This window comes from Micromonospora tulbaghiae (assembly GCF_900091605.1).
In the GTDB taxonomy this organism is placed as follows: domain Bacteria; phylum Actinomycetota; class Actinomycetes; order Mycobacteriales; family Micromonosporaceae; genus Micromonospora; species Micromonospora tulbaghiae.
Window position 1 is genome coordinate 14,655 of sequence record NZ_FMCQ01000009.1, and the last position, 16,271, is coordinate 30,925.

12 protein-coding genes are annotated in these 16,271 nt (G+C 73.9%); 7 read left to right on the forward strand and 5 right to left on the reverse strand.

Going from position 1 to position 16,271, the window contains the following annotated elements; translation table 11 throughout:
• Positions 1-32: 32 nt before the first annotated feature.
• The 3 genes from GA0070562_RS23580 (at position 33) to valS (ending at position 6,567) form a co-directional block, all read left to right on the forward strand.
• Positions 33-1,853 (forward strand): ABC transporter ATP-binding protein, encoded by a 1,821-nt coding sequence (locus GA0070562_RS23580; protein ID WP_091426113.1) that lies wholly within the window; start codon positions 33-35, stop codon positions 1,851-1,853.
• 17 nt (positions 1,854-1,870) lie between these two features.
• Positions 1,871-3,850 carry an ABC transporter ATP-binding protein gene (locus tag GA0070562_RS23585; protein WP_419781155.1) on the forward strand — a complete coding sequence of 660 codons (1,980 nt, stop codon included), beginning with the start codon at positions 1,871-1,873 and terminating at the stop codon, positions 3,848-3,850.
• Positions 3,851-4,002: 152 nt separating this feature from the next.
• Complete coding sequence (valS, locus tag GA0070562_RS23590) at positions 4,003-6,567, forward strand: valine--tRNA ligase (RefSeq protein ID WP_091426727.1); 2,565 nt, start codon at positions 4,003-4,005, stop codon at positions 6,565-6,567.
• Between the two features lie 59 nt (positions 6,568-6,626).
• Here the strand turns inward: valS and GA0070562_RS23595 are convergent, their stop codons facing one another.
• From GA0070562_RS23595 to GA0070562_RS23615, 5 genes are all read right to left on the reverse strand, one after another.
• Positions 6,627-7,055, reverse strand: a complete 429-nt coding sequence (locus tag GA0070562_RS23595; protein ID WP_091426118.1) for a hypothetical protein — start codon at positions 7,053-7,055, stop codon at positions 6,627-6,629.
• A gap of 157 nt (positions 7,056-7,212) precedes the next feature.
• Complete coding sequence (locus GA0070562_RS23600) at positions 7,213-7,923, reverse strand: ABC transporter permease (RefSeq protein WP_091426120.1); 711 nt, start codon at positions 7,921-7,923, stop codon at positions 7,213-7,215.
• Positions 7,923-8,882 (reverse strand): ABC transporter ATP-binding protein, encoded by a 960-nt coding sequence (locus GA0070562_RS23605; protein WP_091426122.1) that lies wholly within the window; start codon positions 8,880-8,882, stop codon positions 7,923-7,925. The genes GA0070562_RS23600 and GA0070562_RS23605 overlap by 1 nt, the downstream gene beginning before the upstream one ends.
• Positions 8,879-9,760 carry an ABC transporter permease gene (locus tag GA0070562_RS23610; RefSeq protein ID WP_091426124.1) on the reverse strand — a complete coding sequence of 294 codons (882 nt, stop codon included), beginning with the start codon at positions 9,758-9,760 and terminating at the stop codon, positions 8,879-8,881. Before GA0070562_RS23610 ends, GA0070562_RS23605 begins: the two co-directional genes overlap by 4 nt.
• Positions 9,753-10,667 carry an ABC transporter ATP-binding protein gene (locus GA0070562_RS23615; RefSeq protein ID WP_091426126.1) on the reverse strand — a complete coding sequence of 305 codons (915 nt, stop codon included), beginning with the start codon at positions 10,665-10,667 and terminating at the stop codon, positions 9,753-9,755. Before GA0070562_RS23615 ends, GA0070562_RS23610 begins: the two co-directional genes overlap by 8 nt.
• A gap of 156 nt (positions 10,668-10,823) precedes the next feature.
• On the opposite strand from GA0070562_RS23615, the gene GA0070562_RS23620 reads away from it, so the two are divergent.
• The 4 genes from GA0070562_RS23620 to galT all read left to right on the forward strand — a co-directional run bounded on the left by GA0070562_RS23620 (position 10,824) and on the right by galT (position 16,065).
• On the forward strand, positions 10,824-12,371 hold the full coding sequence (locus GA0070562_RS23620) for a glycosyltransferase family 2 protein (protein WP_091426128.1): 1,548 nt from the start codon (positions 10,824-10,826) through the stop codon (positions 12,369-12,371).
• Positions 12,372-12,500: 129 nt separating this feature from the next.
• The gene (gene cysC, locus GA0070562_RS23625; RefSeq protein WP_091426130.1) at positions 12,501-14,030 is read left to right on the forward strand and encodes an adenylyl-sulfate kinase; all 1,530 of its coding nucleotides are present in this window, start codon (positions 12,501-12,503) and stop codon (positions 14,028-14,030) included.
• A 176-nt stretch (positions 14,031-14,206) separates the two neighbouring features.
• A complete protein-coding gene (locus GA0070562_RS23630; RefSeq protein WP_091426133.1) occupies positions 14,207-14,995 on the forward strand; it encodes a DeoR/GlpR family DNA-binding transcription regulator in 789 nt (262 codons plus the stop codon).
• Positions 14,992-16,065, forward strand: coding sequence for a galactose-1-phosphate uridylyltransferase (gene galT / locus GA0070562_RS23635; protein WP_091426135.1), 1,074 nt, complete (start codon positions 14,992-14,994; stop codon positions 16,063-16,065). Before GA0070562_RS23630 ends, galT begins: the two co-directional genes overlap by 4 nt.
• The last annotated feature ends 206 nt before the right edge of the window (positions 16,066-16,271 follow it).

The window sequence follows — 16,271 nt, forward strand, 5'->3', positions numbered from 1 at the left end:
GGACTGTCACCCCCGGCCGCTACCGTCGGGTAGTGCCCGCGTCCAGCGACGGCAACCCCGCGGCGCATACCGACGCCCGGTCCCAGCCGCTGCGCAACCTATGGCGGCTGCGGCCCTACCTGCGCCCGTACGCGATGGAGTTCGCCTGGCTGCTGGTCGCGGCGCTGGCCGCCACCGCGGCGAGCCTGGCCGTTCCGCTCGTGGTGCAGCGGGTGGTCGACGGGCCGGTGGCCCGGCACGACGAGGCCGGGCTGCTCCGGCTCGGCGCCCTGGCGCTGCTGCTCGGCGTGGCGGAGGCCGTCCTCATCTTCATCCGCCGCTGGACGCAGTCGTCGTCCTCGGTGGGCATGGAGGCCGCCATCCGCGCCGACATCTACGCCCACCTGCAGCGGCTTCCGGCCGGCTTCCACGACCGCTGGCAGTCCGGCCAGTTGCTGTCCCGGATCACCAGCGACCTCTCGGTGATCCGGCGGTTCCTCTCCTTCGGGTTGTTGTTCCTGGTGCTCAACCTGATCACCTACGCGGCGGTGGTGGCGCTGCTGATCCGGCTGCACCAGTGGCTGGGGCTGCTGGTCGCGGCGAGCGCCGTACCGCTGTTCCTGATCAGCCGCCGCTTCGCGCGCCACTACCACGCGGCGTCGCGCCGCATGCAGGACCAGCAGGGCGACGTCGCCACGCTGGTCGAGGAGACGGCGCTGGGGTTGCGCACCATGCGGGCGTACGGGCGCGGGCCGGAACTGGCGGCCCGGTTCGCCGTCGGCGCGCGCCGGCTGCACGACACCGGGATCGGCAAGGCGCGGCTGCTGGCCCGTACCTCCGCGCTGTTCGACCTGGTACCCAACCTGACGCTCGGCGCGGTCCTGGTGGCCGGCGCCGCGGCGGTCGCCGAGGGCGTGCTGTCCATCGGTGAGCTGGTCGCGTTCGTCAGCCTCCAGCTCATGCTGATCTGGCCGGTGCAGTCGCTGGGCTGGATCATCGCCAACGCCCAGGAGGCCGCGACCGCCGCCGACCGGATCCAGGAGGTTCTGGACACGCCGCCGACCATTGTGGATTCGCCGCACGCCCGGCCGCTCGACCGGGGCGAGGTACGCGGCCGGCTCCGCTTCGAGGGAGTGGGCTTCCGCTACCCCGGCACCTCTGCGCCGGTGCTGCGCGAACTGGACCTGACCGTCGAGCCGGGCGAGACGATGGCGCTCGTCGGCGCCACCGGCTGCGGCAAGAGCACGCTGCTGTCGCTCGTCCCCCGGCTGCACGAGGTGACCGGTGGCCGGATCACCCTCGACGGCCACGACGTGCGTGACCTGCGGCTGGACTCGTTGCGCCGGTTGGTCGCCGTGGCGTTCGAGGAGCCGACGCTGTTCTCCATGTCGGTCTGGGAGAACCTGACCCTGGGCCGTCCGGACGCGGGCGAGGACGAGGTCCGGGCCGCGCTGACGCTGGCCCAGGCGGAGTTCGCTTACGAGCTGCCGTGGGGGCTGGCCACCCGGGTCGGTGAGCAGGGGCTGTCGCTGTCCGGCGGGCAGCGCCAGCGCCTCGCGCTGGCGCGTGCGGTGCTCGGCCGGCCCGCGGTGCTGGTGCTCGACGACCCGCTCTCCGCGCTGGACGTGCACACCGAGGCGCTCGTCGAGGCGGCCCTGCGCCGGGTGCTGCGGGAAACCGCCACCACAACCCTGCTGGTGGCGCACCGCCCCTCGACAGTGGCGCTGGCGGACCGGGTGGCGTTGCTCGACGACGGCCGGATCGTCGCCGTCGGCACCCACTCGGAGATGCTGGCCCGCCTACCCGCCTACCGGGCGGTGCTGTCCGCCGAGCCGGAGCGACGGAGCGACGGCGTCGGCCTGGTGCGCTCGTGACCGGCGGCGCGCCGCGGGTGCCCCGGCCTCGCGACGCGCCGAACGGCAACGGGACGACCGGCGCGCGCCACCGCGGCGACCCGGACGCACCGGCCGGCCGCGCGACGACCGATCCGGGCGGTCACGCGACGACCGGGCCGGGCGGCACCGCTCCGGACGCGGACCTGTCGCGCTGGCGAGGGCGGGCCACCGACCCGGATGCCGACCGCAGCCGGGCCGAGGACTCGTCCCCGGCGGCGGTGACCCGGCTGCGGGTCCGCAGCCGGGACCTGTTGCGGCGGCTGCTGCGTCCGCACCGGCGTGCGCTCGGGCTGGCGGTGGCGTTGCTGCTGGCCCAGAACGCCGCCGCGATGTCCGGGCCGTACCTGGTCATGCTCGGCATCGACCGGGGCATCGGGCCGCTGCGGGCCGGTGATCCCGGCCCCCTGATCGCTGTCGCCGCCGCTTTCGTGGTCGCGACCACCGTCGAGTACGCGGCCCGGCGCGCGTTCCTCACCCTCGCCGCCCGGATCGGCCAGGCCGTCCTGCTCGACCTGCGCCGCCGGGTGTACGGGCACTTCCTCCGCCTCGACGTCGGGTTCCACGAGCGCTACACGTCCGGGCGGATGGTGTCCCGGCTGACGAGCGACCTGGAGTCGATCGCCGAACTGGTCGACGGAGGGATCGACAAGCTGGTGATGGCCGGGCTGTCCGTGCTGTCCGTTGCGGGCATCCTGCTCTGGCTGGACCTGCCGCTGGCGGCGGTGACGCTGCTCGCCTTCCCGTTCCTGTTCGTGCTGTCGCGCTGGTTCGCCCGCGCCTCGGCCGGGGCGTACCGGCGTACCCGGGAGGCTGTGGCGCTGGTCATCGTGCACTTCGTCGAGTCGCTGCGCGGCATCCGGGCCGTGCAGGCGTACCGGCGGGAGGACCGCAACGACCACATCTTCGGCGCGGTGAGCGACGACTACCGGCGTTCCAGCCTGCGCGCGTTCCGGCTGATCGCGATCTACTCGCCGGGCATCCGGCTGATCGGCAACCTGACCACGGCGGTGGTGCTCGGGTACGGCGGGTGGCGGGTGCTGGGCGGCGGCGTGGAGGTGGGTGTGCTCGCCGCGTTCCTGCTCTACCTGCGCCGGTTCTTCGAGCCGATGGAGGAGCTGAGTCAGTTCTACAACTCGCTCCAGTCGGCGACCGCCGCGCTGGAGAAACTGGCCGGGGTGCTGGACGAGCGCCCGGCGGTGGCCGAACCGGCCCGGCCGGTGCCGCTGCCGGCCGGGCCCCCGCGCGGGGCGGTCACGTTCCGCGCCGTCGGCTTCGGCTACCGCCGCCAGACGCCGATCCTGTCCGGCCTGGACCTGACCGTGCCGCCCGGGCAGACCGTGGCGCTGATCGGGCCGACCGGCGCCGGGAAGTCCACGGTCGCGAAGCTGGTGGCCCGCTTCCACGACCCGGACGCGGGCGCGGTCCGGCTGGACGGGGTGGACCTGCGCGACCTGACCGACGCCGAGCTGCGCCGGGCGGTGGTGCTGGTGACCCAGGAGACCCACCTGTTCAGCGGTTCCGTGGCGGACAACATCCGGTTCGGCCGGCCGGACGCCGACGACGACGCGGTGGTGGCTGCCGCGCGGGCGATCGGCGCGCACGACTTCATCGCCGCGCTGCCCGACGGGTACGCCACCGACGTGCACCGGCGTGGCGGACGGCTCTCCGCCGGGCAGCGGCAGCTCGTCGCGTTCGCCCGCGCGTTCCTCGCCGACCCGCGGGTGCTGATCCTGGACGAGGCGACCTCGTCGCTCGACGTGCCGACCGAACGGCTGGTGCAGCGGGCCCTGCACAACGTGCTGCGCGACCGCACCGCCCTGGTGATCGCCCATCGCCTTTCCACAGTGGAGACGGCAGACCGGGTGCTGGTGCTCGACGACGGCCGGATCGTGGAGGACGGCCCGCCGGCCGAGCTGATCGCCGCCGACGGCCGCTACGCCGCCCTGCACCGCCAGTGGCGCGACTCGCTGCTCTAGCCCTCCCCTCCGGTCCTAGTTGATCTTGCACTTGCGGTCCGAGGGATGCCCGGAAAGTGGCTTGTGCCGGGGCGGCAAGTGCAAGATCGCCGAGGACGCGCAGGGTGGGGAAAGTCGTGGAGTGCGGCGGGGTGGCTGCCTACCATCGGCTGATGACCGACACGACGATCAGCGCCCGCGGCGGCGTCCCCGAGCGTCCGAGCCTGGACGGCCTCGAGGAGACCTGGGCCCGCCGCTGGGAGTCCGACCGCACGTACGCGTTCGACCGCACGAAGGAGCGGCCGGACGTATACGCGATCGACACTCCCCCGCCGACCGTGTCGGGCGAACTGCACATGGGGCACGTCTTCTCGTACACGCACACCGACACGGTGGCCCGGTTCCAGCGGATGCGCGGGCGGACCGTCTTCTATCCGATGGGCTGGGACGACAACGGGCTGCCCACCGAACGCCGGGTGCAGAACGTCTACGGCGTGCGTCCCGACCCGGCGCTGCCGTACGACGGCAACTGGCGCCCGCCGGCCGCACCCGTGGACGACGCGGCCCGAAAGAACCCGACAGCGATCTCCCGGCGCAACTTCATCGAACTGTGCGAGCTGCTCACGGTGGAGGACGAGAAGGCGTTCGAGGCGCTGTGGCGGCGGCTCGGCCTGTCGGTGGACTGGTCGCTGACGTACACCACGATCGGCTCGGCGGCCCGCGCGGCCAGCCAGCGCGCGTTCCTGCGCAACCTGGCCCGGGGCGAGGCGTACCAGGCCGAGGCGCCGACGCTGTGGGACGTCGGGTACGGCACCGCTGTCGCGCAGGCGGAGCTGGAGGACCGGGAGCGGCCCGGCGCGTACCACCGGCTGCGGTTCGCCGGTCCGGACGGCCGCGAGGTGCTGATCGACACCACCCGGCCGGAGCTGCTGCCGGCCTGCGTTGCGCTCGTCTGCCACCCCGACGACGAGCGGTACGCCGGCCTGGTCGGCGCGTCCGTGCGTACCCCCGTCTTCGGGGTCGAGGTGCCGGTGCGCGCGCACCCGCTGGCGGACCCGGCCAAGGGCACGGGCATCGCGATGGTCTGCACGTTCGGTGACCTGACCGACGTGACCTGGTGGCGTGAGCTGCGGCTGGACACCCGGGTGGTGATCGGCCGGGACGGGCGCCTGCTGCCGGAGCCGCCGGCCGGCGTGCCGGCGGAGCCCTACGCGGCGCTGGCCGGACAGACGGTCAACGGCGCCCGGCGGACGCTCGTGGAGCTGCTCGCCGACGCGGGCGACCTGGTCGGCGAGCCGCGGCCGATCACCCACCCGGTGAAGTTCTACGAGCGCGGCGACCGACCGCTGGAGATCGTCTCGACCCGGCAGTGGTATCTGCGCAACGGCGGCCGGGACGCCGGCCTGCGCGAGGAACTGCTGGCCCGGGGCCGGGAGCTGCGCTGGGTGCCGGAGCACATGCGGCACCGCTACGAGCACTGGGTGGGCGGCCTCATCGGTGACTGGCTGGTCAGCCGGCAGCGGTTCTTCGGCGTGCCGGTGCCGGTGTGGTACCGGCTCGACGACACTGGCGAGCCGGACTGGTCCCACCCTCTCACACCGGACGAGGCGACACTCCCGATCGACCCGAGCAGCGAGTCGCCGCCCGACTACGAGGAGTCGCAGCGCGGCCGGCCCGGCGGCTTCGCCGGCGACCCGGACGTGCTGGACACCTGGGCCACCTCGTCACTGACCCCGCAGATCGTCGGCGGCTGGGAGACCGATCCGGACCTGTTCGCCCGGGTCTTCCCGATGGACCTGCGCCCGCAGGGGCACGACATCATCCGCACCTGGCTGTTCGCCACCGTGGCCCGGTCCCACCTGGAGCACGGCGCGCTGCCCTGGCACACGGCGGTGCTCTCCGGCTGGATCCTCGACCCGGACCGCAAGAAGATGTCGAAGTCCAAGGGCAACGTGGTCACGCCGATGGCGCTGCTGGAGCGCAACGGGTCCGACGCGGTCCGCTACTGGGCCGCCAACGGCAAACCGGGCATGGACCTCGCCTTCGACCCGGCCCAGGTCAAGGTGGGCCGCCGGCTGGCCACCAAGCTGCTCAACGCATCGCGGTTCGCGCTCGGGCTGGGCGCGGCCGACGCGCTGCGGGCCGCGGCGACCCGACCGCTGGACACCGCGATGCTCGCCGAACTGTCCGGCGTGGTCGCGACCGCGACCACCGCCTTCGACGGGTACGACCACACGGCCGCCCTGATGGCCACCGAGGCGTTCTTCTGGCGGTTCTGCGACGACTACATCGAGTTGGTGAAGGAGCGCGCCTACGGCACCGGGCCGGCGGCGGACTCGGCCCGGGCGGCGCTGGCGACCGCGTTGTCGGTGCAGTTGCGCCTGTTCGCGCCGGTGCTGCCGTTCGTCACCGAGGAGGTCTGGTCGTGGTGGCGGTACGGGTCGGTGCACCGCGCGCCCTGGCCGACCACGTACGAGGTGGGCCGCGCGATGGAGGCGCCGGGTGACCCGGACCTGCTGCGGCTGGCGGCGGACGCGCTGGGTCAGGTGCGCCGCGCCAAGTCGGAACGGAAGCTGTCGATGAAGGCGGACGTGCCGCTGGCCGAGGCGCTCGGACCGGCGGCCGTGCTCGACCAGCTCGGTACCGTCGCCGACGACCTGCGGGCAGCGGGCCGGATCGCCAAGCTGGACATGCTGCCCGACCGCACGACCGAACTGGTCGTCGCCTGCGCGTTCTGATCCGTCAGGTACGCCGAGGGCGGCCGGCGTGACGCCGGCCGCCCTCGGCGGTGCATGCCTCACTCGGCCGCGCAGGCCGCCTTGAGCTTGTCCCGGGCGGTAGCCAGATCCGCCTTGCTCGGCGACTTGCCCGGCGCCTTGGCCCAGGTGTCGGCGAGGTCGGTCATGGCGGTGGCGACCCCCTTCACCGCGGCGTTCACCTCGTCACTGCTGGTGAAGGCGTGCGTGTAGAGGGTGGCCGCGCCCGCCGAGTACTGGGCGCTGACCGCCGAGTGGCCGGCCGGCGGGCCGATCTTCTCCGCCTCGGCCACCTCCTTGAGGGCGGCCGTGATGTCCTTCCCCGCCTTCGCGCAGGTCTTCCGGGTGGCCTCGTCGAGGCCCGCCGGCGCCGGGGTCACCGGCGGCACGGAGGTGGCGGCGGGGGCGGAGGGCGCCGCCGGCCCGGCCGAGGGCTTGTCGTCGTCGCCGCAGCCGGACATGACTATCATCGCGACCGCGGCCGGAGCCAGCAGGGCGAGGCGAGCTGAACGCAAGGTGTTCTCCCCGTGTCGGTGTGCGTAGCCGCCGCAAACTAACAGACCGGACACGGCAGGGCAGAACCCGTTTTCCGGCGCTCGTGCCGGAAAACGGGTTCCGCCCCGGGGTTCAGCTCGTCTCGCCGGCCACGCTGAACGAACGCAGGCGGTCGATCGCCAGCACCGTGAACCCGACCGCCACCAGGGCGGTGAGCACCGCCGCGACCGGCACCGAAACGGTGGTGCCGAGCAGCGGCGTCGGCGCCATCCGGTCGGCCAGGGCGATCACCCACTGCTGGATCGACAGCACCCGGGTGCCGCCGACGAACCGGCCCAGCAGCCCTTCCCAGATCAGCACGTAGACCAGGCCGAGCAGCACCGGCCGACGGGTCACCAGGCTGAGCGCCAGGAACAGCGCCGAGTACGCCAGCGCGCCCGCCGCCGAGGCGGCGACCAGTGCGAGTCCGAGGCGTACCGAATCGGCGAGCACGCCCGCGACGTAGATCGGGATGCCCACTGTGACCGCGCTGACGCCGGCCGCGACCGCCAGCTTCGGCAGCACGATCTGCCAGCGCGGCAGCGGCTTGGTGAGGATGTGCACGACGGTGCCGTCGTCGATCTCCGCGCCGAGCACGCCGGTGCCCACGATCAGCGCCACGACCGGCAGCACCACCGCGAGGCCGAGGCCGACGAGCACTGGCGGTCCCCACTGGCCCGGGTCGACGCCGAGCGACCGGCAGAGCACCGCCAGGCCGATCAGGACCAGCGGCAACGGCAGCAGCATGAGGAACCGGCTCCGGCCGAACAGGCCGCGCGCGGTGATCCAGGTGACTGTCGACATCATGCCTCCACCAGATACGAGAAGACGCTCTCCAGCGACTCGTCCTCCGGCAGGAGCTGCCGGACCCGGATGCCGTGCCGGAGCGCGATCCGGGGCAGTGCCCGGGTGAACGCGCCGTAGTCGCCGGCCTTGACCGTCAGGCCGGTACGGCCCAGCTCGACGCCGGAGACCGACGCCTCGGCCATCAGCGCCACCGCCAGCGCCCGGTCGTCCGTGGAGCGCACCGCGAACACGTGCGGCCGGTTGGTCATCAGGCGGCGGATGGTCCGGTAGTCGCCGGAGGCGGCGAGCCGGCCGGCCACCATCACCTGGACCGTGCCGGAGACCTGCTCGACCTCCTCCAGGATGTGCGAGCTGAACAGGATGGTCCGCCCCGCGTCGCCGAGCCGGTGCAGCAGCGCCATCATGTGCAGCCGCTGGCGCGGGTCCATCCCGTTGAACGGCTCGTCGAGCAGCAGCACCTGCGGGTCGTGCACGAGCGCGGCGGCGACCCGGGTGCGCTGCCGCATGCCCTTGGAGTAGGTGCCGATCCGCCGGGTCTGCGCGTCCTCCATCTCGACCAGCTCGATCGCCCGCCGGGTCGCGGCCTCCGGGTCGGGCAGCCGGTGCAGCTTGGCGCTGGCGAGCACGAACTCGTACGCGCTGAGGAACGTGTGCACCGCCTCGCGCTCGCTGACCAGGCCGAGACGCCGGTAGACGGCGGGGTTGCGCCAGGTCGGCTCCCCGTCCAGGGTCACGGTGCCCCGGGACGCGGACAGGAAGCCCGCCATCATGTGCAGCAGCGTGGTCTTCCCGGCGCCGTTGGGACCGAGCAGGCCGGTCACGCCGGGGCCGAGCCGCATGGTGACGTCGTTGACCGCCACCACGTTGCCGTACCAGCGGGAGACGCCCACCAGGTCGAGCGTGCTCGTCGCGGCGGCGGGCGCACCGGCCGTCGACTGGGTGCTGATCGCCGTCATCGGGCGGCCACCTTCCGGTATCGCAGGAGCAGCAGGCTGACGCAGCCGGCGACCAGCAGCACGGCGACTGCGGCGTAGACCGGCCCGAAGTCGCCGATCGGCATGCCGCCGCCCTGTCCCTGGGTGAGCGCGTCGCCGAGCGCCCAGGTGCCCACGCCACCGACGAGCGTCGGCGGGGAGGCGAGGAAGGCCAGCTCGTTGACGGTGGCCGAGGGCAGGATGGACAGCACGCCGACCACCGGCGTGGTCATCAGGAAGACCGCCACGATGCCGCCGGCGGCGAACGCGCGCTTGCCGGTGAGCGAGGCGACCAGCAGGGCGATCGAGGCGAACACCACCGCCCAGAGCCCGGCGTAGAGCAGGCCGGGCAGCAGGTCGAGCAGTTCGTCCCACACCCCGCGTACGCCCCGGTTCGTGGTGAACGCGGCGCCGAGGAACATCACCAGCTGCGGGCCCCCGAGCAGCAGCCAGAGCGCGGTGACGAGCGCCAGCAGCTTGGACAGGGCGTAGTCGCCGCGCGGCAGCGGCCGGGAGAAGTACAGCGGCAGCACGCCGCTGCGCAGGTCGCGGGACACCAGTTCGGGCGCGGCCACCGCGGCGAAGAAGATGACCAGCCAGCTCATCGCGTCGGCGAACTGGGCGTACGTCATCACCACCTCGCCGATCTGGCTGCGTACCGCGGTGACCCCGGCGGCCACCACGGTGACCACGGAGACCACGAGCCACGGGAAGATCTTGGCCTTGGCGCTGCGGCCCAGCCCGAAGACGGTACGCACGCCGTGCAGGTAGAGCGCGCCGAAGACCTGCCGGCGGCCGAGCCGCGGACCGGTGTAGCGCTGGTAGCCGATGTCGTGGATGACCCCGGTCGCGTCAGACATGGCTGGGCTCCCTCGCGGCGAAGAGTTCGGCCACCCGGTGCCGCCGCTGGTCCAGCCGGTGCAGCGGCAGGTCCAGCTCGGCGACCGCGCCGAGGATCTGGTCGTAGGTGGCGTCGTCGGCGAGCGGGACGAGCAGCAGCCGCCCGTCGCGGGTCACCGGCAGGTCGAGCGCGGCGAGCCGGGCGGCCAGTTCCTCCGTGCCCTCGCTCACCTCGACGGCGAGCACGTCGGTGGCGGTGGTCATGGCGGACACCCGGTCGGCACGCAGCAGCCGGCCGCCGTCGATGGCGACGAGCGTGTCGCAGATCCGCTCCACCTCGCCGAGCAGGTGCGAGCAGACCACCACCGAGATGCCGAACTCGGTGCCGATCCGGTGGATCAGCGCGAGCATGGCGTCCCGGCCGGCCGGGTCGAGGCCGTTGGTCGGCTCGTCGAGCAGCAGCAGATCGGGATCGTGTACGAGCGCCTGGGCGAGCTTGACCCGCTGCTTCATGCCGGTGGAGTAGCCACCGACGGCCCGGTGCCGCTCCTCGTGCAGACCGACGTGGCGCAGCGCCTCGGAGGCCCGTTCCCGGGCGACGGTGCGCGGCAGCCCGCTGATCCGACCGAGGTGGGTGACCAGCTCGGCGGCGGACAGGTCGGGCGGGAGGGCGTCGTGCTCGGGCATGTAGCCGACCCGGGCGCGGACCGCGGCCGGGTCGGTGGTGGGGTCGAGGCCGAGCACCTGTACCCGGCCGCTGGTCGGCGGGAGCAGACCCAGCAGGATCTTGATCAGAGTGGACTTGCCGGCGCCGTTCGCGCCCACCAGCCCGATGATCCCCGGCTCGACCGACACGGTGAGGTCGGCCAACGCGGTGACCCGGCCTCCGTACGTCTTGGTCAGCGACTCGGTCGCGAGCAGTGTCACGCCGTTCAGCGTAGAACTCCGGCGCTGGCCCGGAGCCCTTCCTGACCCCTGCGATCCCCTGATCCTCGGCCGCCGCAGCCCCTAGGTGGCGGACACGGGGTGGCGACCGCTCGGGGAAGCTGCCACCGTGTGGGGGCCGACTCGACGGGGGGCGACATGAGCGACGGTGCGGACCGGCCGGTGGTGAGTGTGGTGGTGCCCACGTACAACTGCGGCGCGAACCTCGATCCGCTCGTCGCGTCGCTGCCACGGCAGGGACTGCCGTCCGGTTCGTACGAGGTCGTCTTCGCCGACGACGGGTCTACCGACGGGACCCCGCAGCGCCTGGACGAGCTGGCCGCCGCCGACCCGCACGTGCGGGTGCTGCACCTGGAGCACTCGGGCTGGCCGTCGCACCCGCGCAACCGAGGGCTGGAGCAGGCACGCGGCGAGTACGTCTTCTTCGCCGACGACGACGACTGGTTCGGCGACGAGGCGCTGGCCCGCCTGCACGCCTGCGCCCGGGAACACGACGCGGACATCGTCGTCGGCCGGATGATCGGGCACCGGCGGGGCGTCCCGCGGGAGCTGTTCCGGGAGAACCGGTTCGACGCCACGCTGGCGAACGCGCCGCTGGCCGACAGCATGACCTGTCACAAGCTGTTCCGGCGGTCCTTCCTCGACCGGCACGGGCTGCGGTTCCCCGAGGGCCGCCCCCGCCGCCTGGAGGACCACCGGCTGATGGCGGCGGCCTACCTGCGCGCCGAGCGCGTCTGCGTGCTGGCCGACCACCCCTGCTACCACCACGTCCGCCGGGTGGACGCGGGCAACGTCACGGCCACCCGGATGGACCCGGCCGAGTACTACGCGGCTCTCCGGGCGGCGCTGGACATCGTGGACGCGCACCGGCCGCCCGCCGCGGCCCGCCTCCGGCTGCACCGGCGCTGGCTGCGCAAGGAGATGCTGAGCCGGCTGCGCGGGCAGGCCCTGCTGAGCGCGCCGGAGCAGTGGGCCGACCAGGTGGCCGGCGAGGTGGGCCGGCTCGTCGGGGAGCGGTTCACGCCGGAGGCGGTCGCCGGGCTGCCGCCGATGTTCCAGGTGATCGCGCACCTCGCCGCGCAGGGACGGGTGGCGGACCTGCGCCGGCTGGCGGAGTGGGAGGTGAGCGTCCGGGCCCACGCCACAGTCGACGGGTGGCGGGTCGAGGGGCGGACGCTGACGGTCTCCGTCTCCGCCGACCTGCGCGCTGGTGACGAGCCGCTGCGCTTCGACGACCAGGGGCTGCCGGTGCTCCCGGTGGCCGAGGCGGTGCCGGCCGGGGTCGTGATGCGGGCCGGCGGGGCGAGGACCGACGTCGTCGTCCGCCGCCGGGAGACCCGGGAGGAGTTCTTCCTGCCTGTCGTCGCCACCACCGAGCGGGTCGGGGCCACCCGGGTGCGCCACCGCAGCACCGCCACTGCCGACTTCTCGGCGCTGGGCGGCGGCCGTACCCGGGGCACCTGGGAGATCCGGGCCCGGGTGATCCAGGCCGGCTGGGCGCTGGACGCCCGCCTGCCGCTCGTGGTGCGCTGCGCGGCCGACGGCGGCGTGCCCCGCGTGGAGGACTCGCGCCGGCTCCGGTCCCGTCTCCGCCGCGCGGTCCGTCGGATACGGGACCGCGCGCTCGGCCGGTCGGCGCGCGCAGGCAGCCGTTCGCACGATCGACCGGCCGGGGCCCGCCGGTAAGGATTCGGTGACCCCGGTTCGTCCTCGGCGCGGTCGCCGGACACGCGATCACCGGGAGGCCGGGTGGCGCTCTCGACCGATCGCCGGTGGGCTGCGAAACTGTGTGCCGGCCGGCGAGTTGGGGGTTCCATGAGCAACGGGTGGCTGCTGCCCGAGGACGTTCTGCGGGATGCGCCGTCGTACGCGCCCAGACCCGCTGAGCTGGCCGATCTCCAGTTGTTGCTGAGCGGGGCGTACGCACCGCTCACCGGTTTCATGAGCCGGGCCGACCTGGCCTCGCTGAACCGGCGCGGCCGGCTGGCCGACGGCACACCGTGGCCGGTGCCGGTGACGCTCCAGGTGCCGGCGGCGCTCGCCGACGGGCTGGACCCGGCCGACCCGGCCCGCCGGGCGGTGGTGCTCACCGACGGCGAGGGCGCACCGGTGGCGGCGATGGACGTGACCGACGTCTGGCCGGGCCGCGAGGGCATGGTGGGTGTCGGGGGCATGGTGCGCCGTCTGGGCGACGGCGGCCACGGGCCGTTCCAGCGGCTGCGGCGCGGTCCCGACGAGGTACGCGGGCTGCTGCCGCCGGGCCGGGTGCTCGGCGTGTTCGCCGACCGCCCGCTGCACCGGCCGCAGCTGGCGCAGATCGCGCACGCGGCCCGTACGCTCGGCGCGCACCTGCTGGTGATGATCCCGGTGGGCGAGGAGTCGATCGGCGGCCTGCCGGCCGAGTCGCTGGTGCGCACCGTGTTCGCCGCCCGCGACCGGATGCCCCCGGCGACGCTCGTGGCGGTGCCGCTGGCCCGGCGGCGCGACGAGATCAGCGACGCGCTGCTGCGGGCCCGGGTCGCCGCCGCGTACGGGGTGACCCACCTGCTCTCCACCGAGGGCATGCTCTCCGGCGCCGGCCTGCGCGTGCTGGTGCCCCGCGAGCTGGCCTACGACAACCGGGACGGGCAGTGGCGCTGGCGCGAGGACATCCCGCCGCGCAACCGGCGGCTGGCGCTGAGCACGCGGGAGATCGACGACCTGCTGGACCGCGGTTTCCCGCTGCCCGAGTGGCACACCCCGCCGGCGGTGGCCAAGGAACTGACGCGGGCCCGCCCACCGCGGCGGCACCGGGGTCTGGTGATCTTCCTGACCGGCCTGTCCGGCTCGGGCAAGTCGACGATCGCCCGTGGGCTGGCCGACGTGCTCCGTGAGCAGGGCGACCGTACGATCACGCTGCTCGACGGCGACGTGGTGCGGCGGGAACTCTCCGCCGGGCTGGGGTTCGGCAAGGCCGACCGGGATCTCAACGTACGCCGGATCGGCTGGGTGGCCGCCGAGATCGCCCGGCACCGGGGCGTCGGCATCTGCTGCCCGATCGCGCCGTACGCGGCGGCCCGTGCCACCGCCCGGGAGATGGCGGAGACGGCCGGGGCAGGCTTCCTGCTGGTCCACGTCGCGACGCCGCTGGCGGTGTGCGAGCAGCGCGACCGCAAGGGGCTGTACGCCCGCGCCCGGGCCGGCCTGATCACCGGGATGACCGGCATCGACGACCCGTACGAGGAGCCCACCGACGCCGACCTGGTGGTGGACACCTCGGATCTGAGCGTCGAGGAGGCCATCGGGAAGGTGATGGAGCACCTGACCGAGACCGGCTGGGTGGAGCCCCGACTCCAGCCCGCCTGACCGTCTCACCGCCGGGTCCGTCCCGGCCTGCGAGCACCTCGACCGCCGTCGTCCGGCTTCCGGACGGCGGCGGCCTCGCATCGCTCCTGGCTGCGCGGTAGTGTTCGTCTTTGTTGGAACACGTTCGACCGCGTGGGGCGCCCGCGTGGTCGGTGAGGCGCGGAGGTGAGCCGGGGATGCTGGCGCGGCAGCGGCAGACCGCCATCCTGGAACGACTGCGCCGCTCCGGTGGCGTCCGGGTCACGGAACTGGCGGCCGAGTTCGGCGTCTCCGACATGACCATCCGGCGCGACCTGGACACGCTGCACGAGCAGGGCCTGCTCGCCAAGGTGCACGGGGGCGCGACGCCCGCCGGTCCCGGCTCGACCGACGAGCCCGGCTTCCACGCGAAGGCCGTCCGCCAGTCCGCGGAGAAGGCCGCCATCGCCGAGCACGCCGCAGGGCTGGTCCGGCCCGGCGCCGCGATCGCGCTCTCCGCCGGCACCACCACCGCCGAGCTGGCCCGGCGGCTGGTGGACGTGCCCGGCCTGACAGTGGTCACCAACTCGCTGCCGGTGGCGGAGGCCCTGCACGTCGGTGGCCGGCCGGACCAGACGGTGGTGCTCACCGGCGGCGTACGCACGCCGTCGGACGCGCTCGTCGGCCCGCTGGCAGTGGCCGCGATCGCCGCGCTGCACCTGGACCTGCTCTTCCTCGGCGTGCACGGGATCAGCGAACGGGCCGGTTTCACCACGCCCAATCTGATGGAGGCGGACACCAACCGGGCACTCGTGGCAGCGGCGGACCGGCTGGTGGTGCTCGCCGACCACACCAAGTGGGGCACCGTCGGCATCTCGTCGATCGTGCCGCTGGACGCGGCGGACGTGCTGGTCACCGACGACCGGTTGGCACCCGGGGCCCGACGGGTACTCGAGGACAGGGTGGGTGAGCTGGTGACGGTGCCCACGACGAGGGGGGCGGAGTGAAGCGTACGCAGATCGCGCTGGCCGACGGCCGTGAGCTGATCTACTTCGACGAGCGGGACGACGCGGTCCGCGACCAGCCGGACCGGCGGGATCTGCCCCCTCCCCCGCCCGCCTCGCAGCTGCGGTACGACCCGCTGACCGACGAGTGGGTGGCGGTGGCGGTGCACCGGCAGACCCGCACCTTCCTGCCCCCGGCCGACCAGTGCCCGCTGTGCCCGTCACGGGGCGAGCGGCACAGCGAGATCCCGGCGCCCGACTACGACGTGGTCGTCTTCGAGAACCGGTTCCCGTCGCTGAGCCAGCGAGTGGCCGACGAACCGGCCGAGATCACGCCGTTCACCCCGGTACGCCCCGGGCGCGGCAGGTGCGAGGTGGTCTGCTTCACCGACGACCACAACGCCTCGTTCGCCCGGCTCTCCCCGCGGCGGGTCCGGACGGTGCTCGACGCGCTCGCCGACCGCACCACCGCGTTGAGCGCGCTGCCCGGCGTGGAGCAGGTCTTCCCGTTCGAGAACCGGGGCGTGGAGATCGGGGTGACGCTGCACCATCCGCACGGGCAGATCTACGCGTACCCGTTCGTCACGCCGCGCACCCGGACCATGCTGGCCGCCGCCCGGCGGCATGCCGACCGCACCGGTGGCAACCTCTACGCCGACGTGCTGGCCGCCGAACGGGCCACCGGGGAGCGGGTGGTGGCGAGCAACGAGCACTGGACCGCGTACGTCCCGGCGGCGGCCCGCTGGCCGTTCGAGGTGCACGTGGCGCCGCACCGGCCGGTGCCGGACATCCCGGCGCTCGACGACGCCGAGCGGGACGCGTTCGGGCCGCTCTACCTGGACCTGCTGCGCCGCTTCGACGGGCTGTTCGACCTGCCCATGCCGTACATCGCGGCCTGGCACCAGGCGCCGGTACGGATCGACCGGGAGCTGGGCCACCTGCACCTTCAGCTGTTCAGCATCCGGCGGGCCAAGGACAAGCTGAAGTACCTGGCCGGGTCGGAGTCCGGCATGGGCGTCTTCATCAACGACATCGCCCCGGAACGCGCCGCCGAGCTGCTGCGCGCCGCCTGAGCGGGCCGCCGCGGCCTGAGATCGGCGAGGCCTAAGCGGGAGGCGCGCGGCGCACAACAGGGCGCGGGGGGCCCGGGACAGGGCCCCCCGCAAGGGAAGGGACGGCTGGACGAGACTGGCATCGCGTCCACCCGGTACAACGAGCCCGGCCCGGACCCGGTGACGCACGAGCCCGGACACGACGGAGCCCGTCGGCGGGTGCCGGC